This window comes from Pseudomonas sp. P8_229 (assembly GCF_034008635.1).
GTDB lineage: Bacteria > Pseudomonadota > Gammaproteobacteria > Pseudomonadales > Pseudomonadaceae > Aquipseudomonas.
This window is the reverse complement of the sequence record NZ_CP125378.1, coordinates 874,801-893,399: the sequence shown is the minus strand read 5'-3', so window position 1 is coordinate 893,399 and position 18,599 is coordinate 874,801. Positions and strand designations below refer to the sequence as shown.

Sequence of the window (18,599 nt, the reverse complement as noted above, 5' to 3'; positions counted from 1 at the left end):
AGAGAAATCATGACAAGCACCGGCCGCAGCCAGCACTGAATTGTCTGTAGCTTAGCCTTTTGCCAGCAACCGGCGAAAGCTTTGCCGGTCTCGCAGCACAAGTTCGCAACAAATGTTGTGCAGAGTGCTTCGACAGACAAATTGCCGGCCTGTTGAGGGCCTAACTCAGGTAGAATGCGCGCCCGGTTTTTGGAGAAGCTCATGACCCTGCTCAAATTCAGCGATGTGTCCCTTGCATTCGGCGCGATGCCGTTGTTGGACAAGGTGTCCTGGCAGATCGCCCGTGGTGAGCGGGTGTGCATCATCGGCCGCAACGGCACTGGCAAGTCCAGCATGATGAAACTGGTCAAGGGCGACCAGAAGCCCGATGACGGCTCGGTGTGGCGTGCCCCCGGTCTGAAAATTGGCGAGTTGCCGCAAGAATTGCCTGTGGCCGACGGACGGACTGTGTTCGACGTGGTTGCCGAGGGTCTCGACGGTGTTGGCGCCTTGCTCGCCGAATACCATCACCTGAGCCAGAACATCGTCACCGATGCCGACCTGGACAAGCTGATGCACGTTCAGCACGACCTCGAAGCCCGTGATGGCTGGCGCTTGCAGACCCTGGTCGACAGCACCCTGAGTCGCCTGCAACTGCCGGCCGACAAGACCCTCGCCGAGTTGTCCGGCGGCTGGCGTCGTCGCGTGCTGCTGGCGCAGGCGCTGGTGTCCGAACCGGATCTGCTGTTGCTCGACGAACCGACCAACCACCTGGACATCGGTGCGATCGCCTGGCTCGAAGAAGCACTCAAGGATTTCCAGGGCGCCGTGCTGTTCATCACGCACGACCGTTCCTTCCTGCAAAACCTTGCCACGCGCATCCTCGAACTGGATCGCGGCGGCCTGATCGACTGGAACGGCGACTACGCCAGCTTCCTGGTACACAAAGAGGCCGCGCTGGCCGCTGAAGAAACCGCCAACGCGCTGTTCGACAAGCGTCTGGCCCAGGAAGAAGTGTGGATTCGTCAGGGCATCAAGGCCCGTCGTACCCGTAACGAAGGCCGCGTGCGCGCCCTGAAAGCCCTGCGTGTTGAGCGCAGCGAACGTCGCGAACGCACCGGCAAGGCCAACATCCAGCTGGAAACCGCCGACAAGTCCGGCAAGCAAGTGATGGTGCTGGAAAATGTCAGCTTCCATCACCCGGACGGCCCGTTCCTGATCAAGGACTTCTCGATGGTCCTGCAGCGCGGCGACCGTATCGGTCTGCTCGGCGCCAACGGTACTGGCAAGACCACCCTGCTCAAGCTGATGCTCAACGGTCTGCAACCGACCAGCGGCAAAGTGGAAGAGGGCACCCGGATCGACGTGGCCTACTTCGACCAGTTGCGTCATCAGCTGGATCTGGAAAAGACCGTGATCGACAACGTCGCCGAAGGTCGCGATTTCATCGACATCGACGGCCAGAGCCGCCACGTGCTGAGCTACCTTGGCGACTTCCTGTTCAGCCCGCAGCGTGCCCGCACGCCGGTCAAGGCGCTGTCCGGTGGCGAGCGTGCACGCTTGTTGCTGGCGAAACTGTTCAGCAAACCGGCGAACCTGCTGGTACTCGACGAGCCGACCAACGACCTCGACGTGGAAACCCTCGAACTGCTCGAAGAGGTGCTGCTGACCTTCAACGGCACTGTACTGATGGTCAGCCACGACCGGGCATTCCTCGACAACGTGGTCACCAGCACCCTGGTCTTCGAAGGTGAAGGCAAGGTTCGTGAATATGTCGGTGGCTATCAGGACTGGATCCGTCAGGGCGGCTCGCCGCGCCTGCTGGGCGTGACCGAGAGCAAGTCGGGCAAGGCTGACCTGAATTCAGCGGTGGTGACCGCTGAGCCTGCTGTGGTTGCTGCGCCTGCTGCCGCACCGGTTGCCAAGAAGAAGCTGAGCTACAAGCTGCAGCGCGAGCTGGAAGCGTTACCGGGCGATATCGACGCGAAGGAACAGCAGATTGCTGCCGTGGAAGCCGAAATGGCTGAAGCTGGCTTCTATCAGCGCCCTGCGGCAGAGACGGCCAAGGTGATTGCTTCGCTGGAGCAATTGCAGGCTGAGCTGGATGCATTGGTTGAGCGTTGGGCCGAGCTGGATGCCTGATTGATCCGGTAACAAAAAAGCCCGGCGCTCAGTGATGAGCGCCGGGCTTTTCATATGCGGGTGGAGACCTAATGGGGGAGCGAGCCTGCTCGCGAATGCGGTGTGTCAGGCGGCATTAATGCTGAATGTGCCGACGCCTTCGCGAGCAGGCTCGCTCCCACAATGAACAGTGTTTCAGCGTTTGATCAGGTGAACGGCGAGGACATCGCAAGGCGCGCCGTGTAGCACGTCATTGGCCGTGGAACCGAGCAGCAATGCCAAGCCATGACGGCCATGGCTGCCGACCACGATCAGATCGCAATGGTTTTCCTTGGCGAAATGATGGATTTCCTGACGTGGCTGGCCATAGGTCAGATGGCAGTTGGCGCCTTCAAGTTCTGAGTATTTGGCTTTCAGGCGCTCAAGACGCTCCTTGGCCTGATCGAACTGTTGCTGTTGCAGTTGTGACAGATCCATCGGCACATCGCCGCCGAACGCCATCGCCATTGGTTCGACGATATGCACCAGCGACAGCTTGGCGCCATTGCTCACCGACAGCTCTCGGGCGCGGTGGATCACTGGGTCGCACTCTTCGGTCAGATCTACGGCGACCAGGATATGGGAGTAGGGCATGAGGTGCTCCTCGTGACGGTTCAATATTGTTAAGTATGGCTGGTTTCAAGCGCATTGGTTCCAAAGTGACACAATGCGCTCACCTATAAGTCGGGAGTAGAGATATGACGGTCTGGTTAGTGGTGTCAATCCTGCTGGTGGTTCTGAGTCCACTGGCATGGTTGCGCCCATCGCGCGTGCAGAGCGGCCGGATGGCCCTGCGCATGGAGGCGCGGCGCATCGGGCTGGCCATGCAGCTGGCGCCTCAGGAGTGGCCGCACTGGCTGTCTCAGGAGCCTCCGAGTCCATGTGCGCAATATCATCGACCGCGGCGTGGCAGTCAGCCAGCGTGCTGGACCTACTGGCAGAAATCGCCTGGTGTGTGGGTCAATCAATGGCAGGAAGTCTGCGAAGACCGGGCGCTGCTCAATCATTTCGAAAAGTTGCCAGGCAACGTCTTCAAGGTCGAGGCAGACAAGCAGATGATCGCCTTGTACTGGGGTGAGAAGGGCGAAGCGACGGTTTTGCAGGATATTGATGCGACTCTGAAAGCGCTGGCGTGACTCGCGGACTTTTCCCACTGCAATGGTGGGGAGCGTCCGGCAGACGAGCAATAAAAAGCCCGACATGATTCATCGGGCGGGGTTGGCCAGGCAGGCCGGTAACTGTTTTTATCGCTGATTCGATTTTGCGCGGTCAACGAATCTCCCTTTAGTCCAGCCAGCGTAGCCTGTTAAACAAGGCTCGCTGCGAATTAGGGCGACTTTTCTAACTATTGATTCTATGAATGGCTTTGCATGCAGCGCCGTGTTGCAGCTCTGCGTGCGACGGAAGTGACCGCAAAGTCGCATTTCAACCCGTATTTTGGGCGATTGACAATTGTTGGAAATTCCGTGAAGGTGACGTACCCAAATCAAACGGGCGTATGAATTGAGCGTTTGTCTTACAGACTGCTCCTACAGAATCCCGACTATCGCGTTGGCGGGTGTGCCGGGTGGATTGGCGTCAGCATCGACGAAAAAGCGTCCTGCCGAGCCGTTTACCTGCGTCCGACGTGTACTGTTCAGCTTCCATATCGTGGAGATCAGTTGATGATTTACGAAGGTAAAGCCATCACGGTTAAAGCTCTTGAAAGTGGCATCGTCGAATTGAAATTCGACCTCAAGGGTGAGTCCGTCAACAAGTTCAACCGTCTTACCCTGAACGAACTGCGTCAGGCCGTAGACGCCATCAAGGCAGATGCTTCGATCAAGGGCGTGATCGTCAGCAGTGGCAAGGACGTGTTCATCGTCGGCGCCGACATCACCGAATTTGTCGACAACTTCAAGCTGCCGGATGCCGAGCTGGTTGCTGGCAATCTCGAAGCCAACAAGATCTTCAGCGATTTCGAAGACCTCAACGTTCCGACCGTAGCAGCCATCAACGGCATCGCCCTGGGTGGCGGTCTGGAAATGTGCCTGGCGGCGGACTACCGCGTCATGTCGACCAAGGCCAAGATCGGCCTGCCGGAAGTCAAACTGGGCATCTACCCAGGCTTCGGCGGTACCGTGCGTCTGCCACGCCTGATCGGCGTCGATAACGCCATCGAGTGGATTGCCGCCGGCAAGGAAAACCGCCCTGAAGACGCCCTGAAAGTCAGCGCCGTCGACGCCGTGGTTGCTCCGGAGAAGCTGCAGGAAGCTGCCCTTGAACTGATCAAACGCGCCATTTCCGGCGAGTTCGACTTCAAGGCCAAGCGTCAGCCAAAACTTGAAAAACTCAAGTTGAACGCCATTGAACAAATGATGGCTTTCGAAACCGCCAAAGGTTTCGTTGCCGGTCAAGCTGGCCCGAACTACCCGGCGCCGGTTGAAGCGATCAAGACCATCCAGAAAGCCGCGAACTTCGGTCGTGACAAGGCGCTGGAAGTCGAAGCCTTCGGTTTCGTCAAACTGGCCAAGACCTCTGCAGCGCAGAGCTTGATCGGTCTGTTCCTGAACGATCAGGAGCTGAAGAAAAAGGCCAAGGCCTACGACGAAATCGCCAAGGACGTGAAGCAGGCTGCTGTATTGGGCGCCGGCATCATGGGTGGCGGTATTGCTTATCAGTCGGCCTCCAAAGGTACGCCGATCCTGATGAAGGACATCAACGAGCACGGTATCGAGCAGGGGCTGGCCGAAGCTGCCAAACTGCTGGTTGGCCGCGTTGACAAAGGTCGCATGACCGCCGCGAAAATGGCTGAAGTACTCAACGGCATTCGTCCGACCTTGTCCTACGGCGACTTCGGTCACGTCGATCTGGTTGTTGAAGCCGTGGTCGAGAACCCGAAGGTCAAGCAAGCCGTGCTGGCTGAAGTCGAAGGCCAGGTCAAAGAGGACACCATCCTCGCGTCCAACACCTCGACCATTTCCATCAGCCTGCTGGCCAAGGCCCTCAAGCGTCCGGAAAACTTCGTTGGCATGCACTTCTTCAACCCGGTGCACATGATGCCGCTGGTGGAAGTGATCCGTGGCGAGAAGTCCAGCGAGCTGGCTGTTGCCACCACCGTTGCCTACGCCAAGAAAATGGGCAAGAACCCGATCGTCGTCAACGACTGCCCGGGCTTCCTGGTCAACCGTGTACTGTTCCCGTACTTCGGCGGTTTCGCCAAACTGGTCAGTGCCGGTGTGGACTTCGTCCGTATCGACAAGGTCATGGAAAAATTCGGCTGGCCGATGGGCCCGGCGTACCTGATGGACGTGGTCGGCATCGACACCGGTCACCATGGTCGTGACGTAATGGCAGAAGGCTTCCCGGATCGCATGAAGGATGACCGTCGTTCGGCCATCGACGTGCTCTACGAAGCCAAGCGCCTGGGCCAGAAGAACGGCAAGGGCTTCTACGCCTACGAGGCCGACAAGAAAGGCAAGCAGAAGAAAGTCGCCGATCCGTCGGTACTGGAAGTGCTCAAGCCGATCGTCTACGAGCAGCGCGAAGTCACTGACGAAGACATCATCAACTGGATGATGATCCCGCTGTGCCTGGAAACCGTGCGTTGCCTGGAAGATGGCATCGTTGAAACCGCCGCCGAAGCCGACATGGGTCTGGTCTACGGTATCGGTTTCCCTCCATTCCGTGGCGGTGCGCTGCGCTACATCGATTCGATCGGTGTTGCCGAGTTCGTTGCCCTGGCTGACCAGTACGCTGATTTGGGCGCGCTGTACCACCCGACCGCGAAGCTGCGCGAAATGGCCAAAAACGGCCAGAGCTTCTTCGGTTAAGCGCCCCCAACTAGAGTGAGAGTGAACTTATGAGCTTGAATCCTAGAGACGTCGTGATTGTCGACTTCGGTCGTACTCCGATGGGCCGCTCCAAGGGCGGCATGCACCGCAACACCCGCGCCGAAGACATGTCGGCGCACCTGATCAGCAAATTGCTGGAACGCAACTCCAAGGTCGATCCTGCTGAAGTCGAGGACGTGATCTGGGGCTGCGTCAACCAGACCCTGGAGCAGGGCTGGAACATCGCGCGCATGGCGTCGCTGATGACCCAGATCCCGCACACCTCGGCCGGCCAGACTGTCAGCCGTCTGTGCGGCTCGTCGATGAGTGCTCTGCACACTGCTGCGCAAGCGATCATGACCGGTAACGGTGACGTGTTCGTGGTTGGCGGCGTCGAGCATATGGGCCACGTGAGCATGATGCACGGTGTCGATCCGAACCCGCACATGTCGCTGTACGCAGCGAAAGCCTCGGGCATGATGGGCCTGACCGCTGAAATGCTCGGCAAGATGCACGGCATCACCCGTGAGCAGCAGGATGCCTTTGGCGTGCGCTCCCACCAGCTCGCCCATAAAGCGACGGTGGAAGGCAAGTTCAAAGACGAAATCATCCCGATGCAGGGCTACGATGAAAACGGCTTCCTGAAGCTGTTCGACTACGACGAAACCATTCGTCCGGAAACCACCCTGGAAAGCCTGGCGGCCCTCAAGCCTGCCTTCAATCCAAAGGGCGGCACCGTGACTGCAGGTACCTCGTCGCAGATCACCGATGGTGCTTCGTGCATGATCGTGATGTCGGCGCAGCGTGCGCAGGACCTGGGGATCCAGCCAATGGCCGTGATCCGTTCGATGGCAGTGGCGGGTGTGGATCCGGCAATCATGGGCTATGGTCCAGTGCCGGCTACACAAAAAGCCCTGAAGCGTGCGGGCCTGGGCATCAACGATATCGACTTCTTCGAGCTCAACGAAGCTTTCGCTGCACAGGCCCTGCCAGTGCTGAAAGATCTGAAAGTACTCGACAAGATGAACGAGAAGGTTAACCTGCACGGCGGCGCGATCGCTCTGGGTCACCCGTTCGGTTGCTCCGGTGCCCGTATCTCCGGCACCTTGCTGAACGTGATGAAGCAGAATAGCGGCACCTTCGGGGTGGCCACTATGTGCATTGGTCTCGGCCAAGGCATCTCCACCGTCTTCGAACGCGTTTAAGCGTCTCGTCGATGGAAGCCGGGGCCAAGTGCCCCGGTTTTTGTTTTTGTGGATTTATTTTTGTATTTATTTTGAAAAAATTTGAGTGAGGGCCAAAACATGCCGATACAACCTGGGCTCTACCAACATTACAAAGGTCCGCAGTACCGCGTATTCAGTGTCGCGCGGCATTCCGAGACCGAAGAAGAAGTGGTCTTTTACCAAGCCCTGTATGGCGATTACGGCTTTTGGGTGCGCCCTTTGAGCATGTTCGTCGAGTCAGTCGAGGTTGACGGCGAGCAGGTGCCACGCTTTGCTTTGGTGCAAGCCGAACCGAGCCTTTTTTCCAAGGCATAAGGCGAGTGCGCACAGAACCCTGTGCTTGACCTCACCTTGTAGCCACTATATATAGCGGTGCCGCGTCAGGCGCCAACCGCCTTTCACTTCTAGAATTCAGGAATTTTCTGATCCATGGGCAAATCGCTGGTCATTGTGGAATCCCCGGCTAAGGCCAAGACCATCAACAAGTATCTGGGCAACCAATACGTGGTGAAGTCGAGTATCGGCCATATCCGAGACCTGCCCACCAGCGGTTCGGCTAGCGCCAGCAAAGAGCCTGCCGCCAAGCGCGGCAAGGCTGCCGCGGGCGAAGGGCCGGTGCTCACGCCGAAAGAGAAAGCGCGCAAGCAGTTGGTCTCGCGCATGGGTGTCGATCCCGATCATGGCTGGAAAGCCAAGTACGAGATCCTCCCAGGCAAAGAGAAGGTCATCGAAGAGCTGCGCCGGCTCGCCAAGGATGCTGACACCATCTATCTCGCAACCGACTTGGATCGCGAGGGGGAAGCCATTGCCTGGCACCTGCGCGAAGCCATCGGTGGTGATGACAGCCGCTACAAGCGCGTGGTGTTCAACGAAATCACCAAGAAGGCGATTCAGGAAGCCTTTTCGGAGCCTGGCGAACTGGACATCGATCGTGTAAACGCTCAGCAGGCGCGGCGCTTCCTTGACCGCGTCGTGGGCTACATGGTCTCGCCACTGCTGTGGTCGAAAATCGCCCGTGGCCTGTCCGCCGGTCGCGTGCAATCGGTTGCCGTGAAGCTGGTAGTCGAGCGTGAGCGTGAAATCCGTGCGTTCAACCCGGAAGAGTACTGGGAAGTGCATGCCGATCTCGGCACCACCAAAGGCTCGACCGTGCGTTTCGAAGTAGCTCGCGAGAAAGGCGAAGCCTTCAAGCCGCTCAACGAAGCTCAGGCCATGGCCGCGCTGGAGAAACTCAAGTCTTCCAGCTACAGCATCGTCAAGCGCGAAGACAAGCCGACCAGCAGCAAGCCTTCGGCGCCGTTCATCACGTCTACTCTGCAGCAGGCCGCGAGCAACCGCCTGGGCTTCGGCGTGAAGAAAACCATGATGATGGCCCAGCGTCTGTATGAAGCCGGCTACATCACTTATATGCGTACCGACTCGACCAACCTCTCGGCCGATGCCGTGACGATGGCGCGTACCTACATCGAAGACGAGTTCGGCAAGAAGTACCTGCCGGAAACGCCAAACGTCTATAGCAGCAAAGAAGGCGCACAAGAGGCTCACGAAGCGATTCGTCCTTCTGACGCCAACACCACGCCGAGCAAGCTGGCGGGTATGGAGCGTGATGCTGAGCGCCTCTATGAGCTGATCTGGCGCCAGTTCCTCGCTTGCCAGATGCTGCCGGCGCAATACCTGTCGACCACCGTCAGCGTAGGTGCTGGCGACTTCGAGCTGCGCGCCAAGGGCCGTATCCTCAAGTTCGACGGTTACACCCGCGTTATGCCGCAGATCGCCAAGCCTGGCGATGACGACGTTCTGCCGGACATGGCACAGGGCGACGTGATGAAGCTGATCAAGCTTGATCCGTCCCAGCACTTCACCAAGCCGCCGGCGCGTTACTCCGAAGCCAGTCTGGTCAAGGAAATGGAAAAGCGCGGTATCGGTCGTCCTTCGACCTACGCAGCGATCATTTCGACCATTCAGGATCGCGGCTACGTGACCCTGCACAACCGTCGTTTCTATTCGGAAAAGATGGGTGACATCGTCACCGAGCGTCTGTCGGAAAGCTTCTCGAATCTCATGGACTACGGTTTCACCGCCGGCATGGAAGAGAACCTCGATGACGTGGCTCAAGGCGAGCGCGACTGGAAAAACGTGCTGGATGAGTTCTACGGTGACTTCAAGAAGAAGCTTGAAGTGGCGGAGAATCCGGACAGCGGCATGCGTGCCAACCAGCCGGTCATGACCGACATTCCGTGCACGACTTGTGGTCGTCCGATGCAGATCCGTACTGCTTCGACCGGTGTGTTCCTCGGTTGCTCGGGCTACAGCCTGCCGCCGAAAGAACGCTGCAAGGCCACCGTCAACCTGGTGCCGGGCGACGAGATTGCTGCGGATGATGAAGGCGAGTCGGAATCGCTGGTACTGCGCGGCAAGCATCGCTGCCCGATCTGCAGCACGGCGATGGACGCCTATCTGCTCGACGAGAAGCGCAAGTTGCACATCTGCGGCAACAACCCGGATTGCGCTGGCTACGAAATCGAAGAGGGCAACTACCGCATCAAGGGCTATGAAGGTCCTAGCCTGGAATGCGACAAGTGCGGCAGCGAGATGCAGCTCAAGACCGGCCGTTTCGGCAAGTTCTTTGGTTGCACCAACCCGACCTGCAAGAACACCCGCAAACTGCTGAAGAGCGGTGATGCGGCGCCGCCGAAGATGGATCCGGTGAAGATGCCTGAGCTCAAATGCGAAAAGGTCAACGACACCTACATCCTGCGCGACGGTGCTTCCGGTCTGTTCCTGGCGGCCAGTCAGTTCCCGAAAAACCGCGAGACTCGTGCTCCGCTGGTGATCGAGATTTTGCCGCACAAGGACGAGATCGATCCGAAGTACCACTTCCTGTGCGAAGCGCCGAAGAAGGATCCTGATGGTCTGCCTGCGGTTATCCGTTACAGCCGCAAGACCAAGGAGCAATACGTGCAGACCGAGGTCGACGGCAAGCCTACCGGCTGGAAAGCATACTACGACGGTGGCAAGTGGACAGTTGAAGACAAGCGCACGAAAGCCAAGGCTGAGTAAGCGTTAGTCCGATACACAAAAGGCCGCATTGATGACCCTAGGGTTTTCATGCGGCCTTTTTGTTTTGTGCTTGCGGTGGGATCGGCTGATCTATGACACTGTCCGGCCTGTGTGACGCAATTATTTCGCTGTGGAGACTGCCGGCATGGCGCACGAACTCTATACCCGCACCAATCAGAAGATCTATTTCGCTGGCCTGTCGCTGGAAGCTCTGGCTCGCGCCGAAGAAGGGCGGGCGATGAACTCGTTGGCGTTGATTCAGGCTGGACGTGAATCGGCGTTGTTTCACCTCTACGGCGCGCTTCTGGGGCTGTGCCATGAGATCGCCGGTTTCTACCGTCTGCCTCAGGCCAATGCGCCGCGGGCAGAGACGCTGCTGACTCCCGAGGTGCTGGAGTCGATTGCGATCCCGGAGCTGGCCGAGATGGTTGAGCTGGCGGGCAATCCTGGAACCTGGTTGGCGAAACTGCTGGTGGCGCATTCGGCGATGTTCCAGCCACCACGAGTGCCACACAAGCCAAAGGGTGATGTGACCCAGCCACTGATTCAGGCCGTTAATCTGGATGAAACAGAGGAGCCGCAGGAGTTGAGTCGCGAAGAACTGGAGAGCTGGCGGCAGAACCTCAAGGGTCTGGCCATCCGTTTTCGCGAAGGCTTGAATGAGTGCTGAGGACAATTGACGCGGTGGCAATCTGAAACATGCTGCTGGTCAAGATCCCGAGCGAAGCCTGAATGATGTCTATATAATCCCTGCCTTTCGTGGAGAACAGACCTATATGCCAACGTCCTTTCTAGAAATTGTCGAGTTACCAGACGGCCGAATCGAACTGCGCAGGGCTGAGGACGAGGGTTCTCTGGTGACGCTGGATTTCTCCGAGGATGCCAAGGCGTTCCTGCAAGGCCAGCACGTGGAAATCGCCAAGGCGATGTTGAGCGTCGGCGTGCAGATGGCCGGTCGTATGGTTGAAGGCGAGTTTGATAAGGAAGAGGGGCCGCGGGTTCTTCACTGATCCCCTGCCTTTCGGCGTTTGCCGATACCGCATCAAGTCGGCTTCTCTGTCCTTGGAGAAGCCATGCGCTTCACACAGCGCGCGTTACAAGTGAATCAACCCAATCGAATGTTCAGGCTCTGAGCGTCGCCCGTGCGTGCAGCGCTGATCAGTTGTTGCCGTGCACCGGTGTTCATTGGGTTGAGCCAGGTCACGACCGTATGGCTTCGACCCAGACGCAGTGCTTCGCAGGCCAGTTGCTGAGCACTTTGCGCGCCCCGGGGTTGCAGCAGCAGAATGCGCTCGCGGTTAAGGCCGGCCTCGCGCAGCCAGGTCTGGGTCAGGCTGGCGGGAGGGGCGATCAGCGTCAGCCAGCGTGCGTCCTGATCTTCGCTCAGTTCGCGAAGGATCGGGGCGAGCAGGTTCAGGCAGTTCCCCGCCGCACCGCGCAGTGACAGCTCACTGAATACTTCCGGTTCGGCATTCCAGGGGCGCTCGACCACGTCTTTCAGGGTCGGCGCCATCGGTTGTGCCAGAAACGCTTCGAATAAAGGCAGTTGTGTTTGCTGAGGTGTGTGTGGGAACTGCATAAAGCCTCCTTTAGCGGCGGATTACGCCGACACTCAAGCCTTCGATCACCAGTTCCTGATCTTTCAGGTCGACTTCGATAGGGGCGAACTCGGGGTTTTCAGCAATCAGCCAGACTTTGCTGCCTTCGCGCTTGAAGCGCTTGACGGTCACTTCATCACCGATACGTGCCACGACGACCTGACCATTGCGTGCCTCGCGAGTGGTATGCACCGCCAGCAGGTCACCGTCGAAGATGCCGATGTCCTTCATGCTCATGCCGTGCACGCGCAGCAGGTAGTCGGCGCGGGGATGGAAGAAAGCCGGGTTGATGTTGCAGGATTCTTCGATGTGCTGCTGCGCGAGGATCGGTGCGCCTGCGGCGACCCGGCCAATGATCGGCAGGGTGGAGTCGTCAGCCTTGGCTTCGAAGCCCGGGATGCGAATGCCGCGCGAGGCGCCCGGGGTCATCTCGATGGCGCCTTTGCGTGCGAGGGCCTTGAGATGTTCTTCGGCCGCGTTCGGCGATTTGAAGCCCAGCTCCTGAGCGATTTCCGCGCGGGTTGGCGGGTAGCCGTTGTCTTCGAGGCAGCGTTTGATAAAGGCCAGAATCTCGGCTTGGCGTGGCGTCAGCTTTAGCATATTGATCGCTCTGTCTTTTTATACAGTGACTGGGATTATATACAGTGAAGCGGTCTTGGCAATGCCCGTTTTTTTGCAGGCCGCCGGACGGTCGGTGGTCGTGCTTATAAATGGGGCGGGCGAGTGTGGTTAAATAGCTGACCGACCATTCCCAAAACGAACTGGCAGGCTTGACAAGGCACAGGCTGAAACGTATGTTTCAAACAAGTGTTTGTCAGGCGGAGTAGCCATGGCCCAGTCGGAAACCGTTGAACGCATTCTTGATGCTGCCGAGCAGTTGTTCGCGGAGAAAGGTTTCGCCGAAACCTCATTGCGTTTGATCACCAGCAAGGCCGGCGTCAACCTGGCCGCGGTGAACTATCATTTCGGCTCCAAGAAAGCGCTGATCCAGGCGGTTTTCTCGCGCTTCCTCGGGCCGTTCTGCATCAGCCTCGACAAAGAGCTGGAGCGGCGTCAGGCCAAGCCTGAAAACAAGCCGACGCTTGAAGAACTGCTGGAAATCCTCGTTGAACAGGCGCTGGTGGTTCAGCCACGCAGTGGTAACGATCTGTCGATCTTCATGCGCTTGCTCGGCCTGGCGTTCAGCCAGAGCCAGGGCCACCTGCGTCGTTACCTGGAAGATATGTACGGCAAGGTATTCCGCCGCTACATGCTGCTGGTCAATGAAGCGGCACCACGCATTCCACCGATCGAGCTGTTCTGGCGCGTGCACTTCATGCTCGGCGCTGCTGCGTTCAGCATGTCGGGTATCAAGGCCTTGCGCGCGATTGCCGAGACCGATTTCGGCGTCAACACCTCGATCGAGCAGGTGATGCGCCTGATGGTGCCGTTCCTCGCGGCCGGCATGCGTGCCGAAACCGGTGTCACCGACCCGGCCATGGCGACAGCCCAACTGCGCCCGCGCAGCAAATCGACCCCGGTGGCCGCCAAGGTTTAACCGCACACGGGTGGGCGCAGCAGTTTACATCCGCTAAGCTAGCCGCCCATGTCGACTCTCGTTTTGAACCCGTTTCCCCTGACCATCGCCAACCTGCCGGGCATTGCCCTCGGTGGCGATGTCGTGCGAGACGGGTTTTTCGTTTTCAAGGAATCTCTATGACTGCTGGCCTGCAAGGCTCGTTGATGGTGGACGTCGCCGGTACCTGGCTGACGGCCGAGGATCGCCAATTGTTGCGCCAGCCCGAAGTGGGCGGCCTGATCATTTTTGCCCGCAACATCGAGCATCCGCGCCAGGTGCGTGAGCTGAGCGCCGCCATTCGCGCGATTCGCCCGGATCTGTTGCTGGCGGTGGACCAGGAAGGTGGTCGCGTGCAGCGCCTGCGCCAAGGCTTCGTGCGCCTGCCGGCGATGCGTGCCATTGCCGACAATCCGAATGCCGAATACCTCGCTGAGCAATGTGGCTGGATCATGGCCACCGAAGTGCTGGCGGTCGGCCTCGACCTGAGTTTCGCCCCGGTGCTGGATCTGGATTACCAGCGCAGCGCCGTGGTCGGCACCCGTTCGTTCGAGGGTGATCCCGAGCGCGCCGCTTTGCTCGCCGGGGCTTTCATCCGTGGCATGAACAGTGCCGGCATGGCCGCCACCGGCAAGCATTTCCCCGGTCACGGTTGGGCCGAAGCCGACTCCCACGTCGCGATCCCGAACGATGAACGCAGCCTCGACGAGATCCGCGCCAATGACCTCGTGCCGTTCGCACGGCTCAGCAAGCAGTTGGCGGCGGTCATGCCGGCGCACGTCATCTATCCGCAAGTCGATTCGCAACCTGCCGGGTTCTCCCGTCGCTGGTTGCAGGACATCCTGCGCGGCGAGCTGCAGTTCGACGGCGTGATCTTCAGTGACGACCTGTCGATGGCCGGTGCCCACGTGGTCGGCGATGCCGCCAGCCGTATCGAAGCTGCGCTCAGCGCCGGTTGCGACATGGGCCTGGTGTGCAACGACCGTGCTGCGGCCGAACTGGCCCTGAGTGCTGCACAACGAATGAAGGTCAAGCCGTCCGCGCGCATTGCGCGGATGCGCGGGCAGGCGTTCGCCAGCACCGACTACCGTCAGGACCCGCGCTGGCTTACCGCCATCGGCGCGCTCAAAGATGCTCAATTGATCGATTAAGGACTCATTCGTTATGACGGTTTACGCAATCATCGGTGGCACCGGCCTGACCCAGCTCGAAGGCTTGACCATTCGCCAGTCGCTGGCAGTCGACACGCCCTACGGCGCGCCATCGGCCGACGTGCAAATTGGCGAATACGCCGGCAAGGAAGTGCTGTTCCTCGCCCGTCACGGCCATCCGCACCGTTTCCCGCCGCACAAGGTCAACTACCGCGCCAACCTGTGGGCACTGAAGCAGGCTGGCGCCGAGGCGATCATCGCGGTCAACGCGGTGGGCGGGATTCACCCGGTCATGGGCACCGGACATTTCTGCGTGCCGCATCAGATCGTCGACTACACCAGCGGTCGCGAACACACGTTTTTCGCCGATGATCTGGAACATGTCACCCACATCGACTTCAGCTTTCCCTACAGCGAGCCGCTGCGTCAGCAATTGATCGCCGCGCTGGCGGCCGAAGGCTGCGAATACAGTGATCAAGGCGTTTACGCCTGCACCCAGGGCCCGCGTCTGGAAACCGTGGCCGAGATCGTGCGACTGGAGCGCGACGGCTGCGACATCGTCGGCATGACCGGTATGCCGGAAGCGGCACTGGCCCGCGAGCTGGATCTGGACTACGCCTGTCTGGCGCTGGTGGTGAATCCGGCAGCGGGCAAGACCACCGAAGTGATCACCATGGCCGAGATCGAGCAGGCGCTGCATGACGGCATGGGCAAGGTGAAGTCGACGTTGGCGCGGGTGTTGGCCAGCTAAGGGCTGCCCATGAGCATTTTCATCGAACAGCTCAAGTCGTTGGCCTGGACTCAGGAATTCACTAGCACCGCGCTGGCCAAGGCTCGGGCTTATGCAGCCGAGGATCGGGTAGAGATCATCGAGATCGATGACAGAAAGATCGAGGCGTTCTGCGTCGGTTCGCAAGATCAGGCGTATGAACAAACCATTTGCCTGTCCGAAGATCGGCTGGGCGTCAACTTGCGTTGCCTGTGCACCTGTCCTGTCGCTATCGACTGCAAGCATTGCGCTGCGGTGCTTTATCACCTGCAGGGCAGTGATCATAGTGCGTCTGAACGTGACGCACAGATCCCGCTGGGTCGGGCGCTGGAACATTGGCTTTCGACAATTCCGGTACCGGCCAAGCCCGCCGTAGAAGGCGCACAAACCGCAGGCACGCGCCTGTTTTACAAGCTCAAGCCAACGTCAGTGAGCGGCAAGTGGCTGCTCGATATTTTCAAGGTCTCCCAGCTCAAGAGCGGCGAGTTACGCGAAGTCAAACCAATGTATTCGCTGGCGGAAATGCTCATGCGTCAGCCCGGCTACCTGTCCGAGCTGGATCTGCGCGTCGCCAGGCTGCTGGTTGCCATGCACTCCCATCACGCCTATTACAGCGGCTATCCGCTGGAAGGCAGCAGCGGCGCCGAACTGCTGGAAATGCTCCTGCGCACCTCGCGGCTGTTCCTCGATTTCGAAGATTTGCGACCGTTGGTGTCGGGCGCGAAACGCATCGGCCAGTTCGCCTGGGCCGAGCAGGCCGACGGCGGCTTCCGCGCGCAGTGGAGCAGTGCCGAGGCTGCGCAAGAAACTGTGCTGGCGCTGGAGCCGCTTTTTTACCTGGATCGTGAACAGCGGCAGATTGGCCCTCTGTTCAATGAACTGGAAGAAAAACTGGCCAGTCATTTGACGCTGGCGCCGGACATTCCGGCGCGTCAGGCCATGCAGTTCAGCCATCGCATGAGTGCGGCAACGAGAATCCCGGCGCCACACCGATTGACCGAACGAGTCATCGACGACGTACTTCCGCAGCCGCAACTGACCCTCGTCAGCGGTCGTGAGCGGTCTCGCTGGGAATACGTTCTGGAGCACCGCGCCGCCCTGGTGTTTACCTACAACGGCCAGCCGACGGTGGATCGCAACCCGGAAGTGATGATCCTCAACGGCACCGAAACCCAGCGCATTCAACGCCAGCCAGCGGTGGAAAAGAAACTGCGCCAGATCCTGCAAAAGCTCGGCTTCAAGAAAGCCACGCGCAAGAGCTCGCTGGATCGTCCCGGTGAGACGTTCACCTTGCCGGATGATTCCGCCTGGCTCGGGTTTATGCACGAAGGGCTTGCCACGTTGCGCGCCTCGAACTGGGAAGTGGAGATGAGTCCCGGCTTTCATTTCAATGTGCAACCGGTCGAGCATTGGTACGCCGAGGTCGAAGAAGAGGCTGGGCATCAGTGGTTTGATTTGCAGTTGGGTATCGTCGTCAATGGCCAGCGCTACAGTTTGCTACCGATCCTTCTGCACTTGTTGCGCACCCAGCCGCGCTTGCTTGACCCGGTCAATCTGGCACAACGCAGCGATGACGAAAAACTCCTGATCGAACTGAAGCCCAGCGGTTTTGGCGACCCTTCGGGCGCCAAGGTCGCGCTACCGCTGAGTCGGGTCAAACCGCTGATGGCCACGCTGGGCGAGTTGTACCTGGGCGGTCATCAGGGCGATGCACTGCGCTTGAGTGTCCCGGATGCCGCGCGCTTGAGCATGCTTGATGGTGTGCCGCTGGATTGGCAGGGTGGCGAGCGGCTGCGCACCTTCGCCAAGCGATTGCAGAATTCCAGTCGCACCCACGTCGCTGCGCCGGCCGGTCTTAACGCGCAACTGCGCCCGTATCAGCTCGAAGGCCTGAACTGGATGCAGACCCTGCGTGAGCTTGAGGTCGGCGGCATTCTGGGCGATGACATGGGGCTGGGTAAAACGCTGCAAACCTTGGCGCATCTGCTCACGGAAAAACACGCCGGTCGCCTCGATTGCCCGGCTCTTGCGGTGATGCCGACCAGCCTGATTCCCAACTGGCTCGACGAGGCAGAGCGTTTCACTCCGCAGTTGGAAGTTTTGGCGCTGCACGGCACGGGGCGGCAAAAGGATTTCGCTAATCTGGCTGAATACGATCTGGTGCTGACCACTTACGCTTTGCTGCCGAGGGATCTCGAGGTTCTACAGCCGCAGTTGTGGAGCGTGCTGATTCTCGACGAAGCGCAGAACATCAAAAACCCGATCAGCAAAGCGGCGCAAGCGGCCCGTGATCTGCAGGCCCGCCAGCGCTTGTGCCTGAGCGGCACGCCACTGGAAAACCACTTGGGCGAGCTGTGGTCGCAGTTCCACTTTTTGATGCCCGGTTGGCTTGGCGACAGCAAGTCCTTCAACCGCGATTACCGTACGCCAATCGAGAAGCACGGCAATGTTCAACGCATGCAGCACCTGACAGCGCGGATCAAGCCGTTTCTGTTGCGCCGTAAAAAGGATCAGGTGGCCACCGAGTTGCCGCCGAAAACCGAAATTGTCCATTGGGTCGATCTCAGCGACGGCCAGCGCGATGTCTATGAAACGGTTCGCGTGGCGATGGACAAAAAAGTGCGCGACGAAATCGCCCGCAGTGGTGTGGCGCGCAGTCAGATCATCATTCTCGATGCCTTGCTCAAGCTGCGGCAGGTCTGTTGCGACTTGCGCCTGATCAAGATGCCAATGACGGCCAAAGCGCTGCGTTCCGGCAGCGGCAAGCTGGTCAGTTTGATGGAGATGCTTGAAGAGCTGCTCGGCGAAGGTCGCAGAGTCCTGCTGTTCTCCCAGTTCACTTCGATGCTCGCTTTGATCGAGGAAGAATTGCAGCAACGGGACATTGCCTATTCGCTGCTGACCGGTGACACCACGGATCGGCGCACACCGGTCAAGGATTTTCAGGGTGGCAAGGTGCCGTTGTTTCTGATCAGTCTGAAGGCGGGCGGTACCGGTTTGAACCTGACCGCTGCGGACACGGTGATCCACTTCGACCCTTGGTGGAACCCGGCTGTGGAGAATCAGGCAACCGATCGTGCGTATCGAATCGGGCAAAACAACCCGGTGTTTGTTTACAAGCTGATTGCCCGTGGCACGGTGGAGGAGAAGATACAGGCGTTGCAGCAGGAGAAGGCTGCGTTGGCCGGGGCGGTACTTGAAGGCGGGTCGACGGGTGGCTGGAAGCTGGAGCAGAGTGACATCGAGGCATTGTTCGCGCCGTTGCCTGTTTCCAAGGGTTGAGCCTGGG

At 59.2% G+C, this 18,599-nt stretch carries 15 protein-coding genes; 12 read left to right on the top strand and 3 right to left on the bottom strand.

The genetic code is table 11. The annotated features are described in order from the left end of the window. Positions 1 to 201 precede the first annotated feature (201 nt). Complete coding sequence (locus QMK55_RS03930; RefSeq protein ID WP_102356368.1) at positions 202 to 2,121, top strand: ATP-binding cassette domain-containing protein; 1,920 nt, start codon at positions 202 to 204, stop codon at positions 2,119 to 2,121. A gap of 174 nt (positions 2,122 to 2,295) precedes the next feature. On the opposite strand, the gene QMK55_RS03925 is transcribed toward QMK55_RS03930, so the two are convergent. Next, positions 2,296 to 2,733, bottom strand: coding sequence for a universal stress protein (locus QMK55_RS03925; RefSeq protein ID WP_102356367.1), 438 nt, complete (start codon positions 2,731 to 2,733; stop codon positions 2,296 to 2,298). Between the two features lie 104 nt (positions 2,734 to 2,837). Between QMK55_RS03925 and QMK55_RS03920 the strand changes: the two genes are divergently transcribed. The 7 genes from QMK55_RS03920 (at position 2,838) to QMK55_RS03890 (ending at position 11,247) form a co-directional block, all read left to right on the top strand. Continuing rightward, positions 2,838 to 3,275 carry a hypothetical protein gene (locus QMK55_RS03920; RefSeq protein WP_025111052.1) on the top strand — a complete coding sequence of 146 codons (438 nt, stop codon included), beginning with the start codon at positions 2,838 to 2,840 and terminating at the stop codon, positions 3,273 to 3,275. Positions 3,276 to 3,803: 528 nt separating this feature from the next. After that, on the top strand, positions 3,804 to 5,951 hold the full coding sequence (gene fadB / locus QMK55_RS03915) for a fatty acid oxidation complex subunit alpha FadB (protein ID WP_320328700.1): 2,148 nt from the start codon (positions 3,804 to 3,806) through the stop codon (positions 5,949 to 5,951). Positions 5,952 to 5,980: 29 nt separating this feature from the next. Continuing rightward, positions 5,981 to 7,156, top strand: a complete 1,176-nt coding sequence (fadA, locus tag QMK55_RS03910) for an acetyl-CoA C-acyltransferase FadA (RefSeq protein ID WP_102356365.1) — start codon at positions 5,981 to 5,983, stop codon at positions 7,154 to 7,156. Between the two features lie 99 nt (positions 7,157 to 7,255). Continuing rightward, positions 7,256 to 7,492: a DUF1653 domain-containing protein gene (locus QMK55_RS03905; RefSeq protein WP_007961814.1), complete on the top strand. Its 237-nt coding sequence runs from the start codon at positions 7,256 to 7,258 to the stop codon at positions 7,490 to 7,492. Positions 7,493 to 7,606: 114 nt separating this feature from the next. After that, entirely contained in the window at positions 7,607 to 10,237 is a 2,631-nt protein-coding gene (gene topA / locus QMK55_RS03900; protein ID WP_102356364.1) for a type I DNA topoisomerase, read from the top strand. Between the two features lie 145 nt (positions 10,238 to 10,382). Further along, complete coding sequence (locus QMK55_RS03895) at positions 10,383 to 10,907, top strand: DUF6586 family protein (protein ID WP_102356363.1); 525 nt, start codon at positions 10,383 to 10,385, stop codon at positions 10,905 to 10,907. A 106-nt stretch (positions 10,908 to 11,013) separates the two neighbouring features. Beyond that, the gene (locus tag QMK55_RS03890) at positions 11,014 to 11,247 is read left to right on the top strand and encodes a hypothetical protein (RefSeq protein ID WP_003226592.1); all 234 of its coding nucleotides are present in this window, start codon (positions 11,014 to 11,016) and stop codon (positions 11,245 to 11,247) included. Positions 11,248 to 11,342: 95 nt separating this feature from the next. Here QMK55_RS03890 and sulA read toward each other — a convergent pair whose 3' ends face one another. Together sulA and lexA are read right to left on the bottom strand one after the other, a co-directional pair. After that, positions 11,343 to 11,816, bottom strand: coding sequence for an SOS-induced cell division inhibitor SulA (gene sulA / locus QMK55_RS03885; RefSeq protein WP_102356362.1), 474 nt, complete (start codon positions 11,814 to 11,816; stop codon positions 11,343 to 11,345). Between the two features lie 10 nt (positions 11,817 to 11,826). Next, positions 11,827 to 12,435 carry a transcriptional repressor LexA gene (lexA, locus tag QMK55_RS03880; protein WP_003226590.1) on the bottom strand — a complete coding sequence of 203 codons (609 nt, stop codon included), beginning with the start codon at positions 12,433 to 12,435 and terminating at the stop codon, positions 11,827 to 11,829. Between the two features lie 229 nt (positions 12,436 to 12,664). Between lexA and QMK55_RS03875 the strand changes: the two genes are divergently transcribed. The 4 genes from QMK55_RS03875 to QMK55_RS03860 all read left to right on the top strand — a co-directional run bounded on the left by QMK55_RS03875 (position 12,665) and on the right by QMK55_RS03860 (position 18,592). Further along, positions 12,665 to 13,372, top strand: coding sequence for a TetR/AcrR family transcriptional regulator (locus tag QMK55_RS03875; RefSeq protein ID WP_007961819.1), 708 nt, complete (start codon positions 12,665 to 12,667; stop codon positions 13,370 to 13,372). A gap of 158 nt (positions 13,373 to 13,530) precedes the next feature. Further along, the gene (gene nagZ / locus QMK55_RS03870) at positions 13,531 to 14,541 is read left to right on the top strand and encodes a beta-N-acetylhexosaminidase (RefSeq protein ID WP_025111059.1); all 1,011 of its coding nucleotides are present in this window, start codon (positions 13,531 to 13,533) and stop codon (positions 14,539 to 14,541) included. Between the two features lie 13 nt (positions 14,542 to 14,554). Continuing rightward, positions 14,555 to 15,292, top strand: a complete 738-nt coding sequence (locus QMK55_RS03865) for an S-methyl-5'-thioinosine phosphorylase (protein ID WP_320328699.1) — start codon at positions 14,555 to 14,557, stop codon at positions 15,290 to 15,292. A 9-nt stretch (positions 15,293 to 15,301) separates the two neighbouring features. Then, on the top strand, positions 15,302 to 18,592 hold the full coding sequence (locus QMK55_RS03860) for a DEAD/DEAH box helicase (RefSeq protein WP_320328698.1): 3,291 nt from the start codon (positions 15,302 to 15,304) through the stop codon (positions 18,590 to 18,592). Positions 18,593 to 18,599: the final 7 nt, after the last annotated feature.

Excerpts from the sequence above, each read along its gene's own strand:
- QMK55_RS03930 (WP_102356368.1), top strand. The coding sequence starts at position 202 with ATGACCCTGCTCAAATTCAGCGATGTGTCCCTTGCATTCGGCGCGATG.
- QMK55_RS03925 (WP_102356367.1), bottom strand. The coding sequence starts at position 2,733 with ATGCCCTACTCCCATATCCTGGTCGCCGTAGATCTGACCGAAGAGTGC.
- QMK55_RS03920 (WP_025111052.1), top strand. The coding sequence starts at position 2,838 with ATGACGGTCTGGTTAGTGGTGTCAATCCTGCTGGTGGTTCTGAGTCCA.
- fadB (WP_320328700.1), top strand. The coding sequence starts at position 3,804 with ATGATTTACGAAGGTAAAGCCATCACGGTTAAAGCTCTTGAAAGTGGC.
- fadA (WP_102356365.1), top strand. The coding sequence starts at position 5,981 with ATGAGCTTGAATCCTAGAGACGTCGTGATTGTCGACTTCGGTCGTACT.
- QMK55_RS03905 (WP_007961814.1), top strand. The coding sequence starts at position 7,256 with ATGCCGATACAACCTGGGCTCTACCAACATTACAAAGGTCCGCAGTAC.
- topA (WP_102356364.1), top strand. The coding sequence starts at position 7,607 with ATGGGCAAATCGCTGGTCATTGTGGAATCCCCGGCTAAGGCCAAGACC.
- QMK55_RS03895 (WP_102356363.1), top strand. The coding sequence starts at position 10,383 with ATGGCGCACGAACTCTATACCCGCACCAATCAGAAGATCTATTTCGCT.
- QMK55_RS03890 (WP_003226592.1), top strand. The coding sequence starts at position 11,014 with ATGCCAACGTCCTTTCTAGAAATTGTCGAGTTACCAGACGGCCGAATC.
- sulA (WP_102356362.1), bottom strand. The coding sequence starts at position 11,816 with ATGCAGTTCCCACACACACCTCAGCAAACACAACTGCCTTTATTCGAA.
- lexA (WP_003226590.1), bottom strand. The coding sequence starts at position 12,435 with ATGCTAAAGCTGACGCCACGCCAAGCCGAGATTCTGGCCTTTATCAAA.
- QMK55_RS03875 (WP_007961819.1), top strand. The coding sequence starts at position 12,665 with ATGGCCCAGTCGGAAACCGTTGAACGCATTCTTGATGCTGCCGAGCAG.
- nagZ (WP_025111059.1), top strand. The coding sequence starts at position 13,531 with ATGACTGCTGGCCTGCAAGGCTCGTTGATGGTGGACGTCGCCGGTACC.
- QMK55_RS03865 (WP_320328699.1), top strand. The coding sequence starts at position 14,555 with ATGACGGTTTACGCAATCATCGGTGGCACCGGCCTGACCCAGCTCGAA.
- QMK55_RS03860 (WP_320328698.1), top strand. The coding sequence starts at position 15,302 with ATGAGCATTTTCATCGAACAGCTCAAGTCGTTGGCCTGGACTCAGGAA.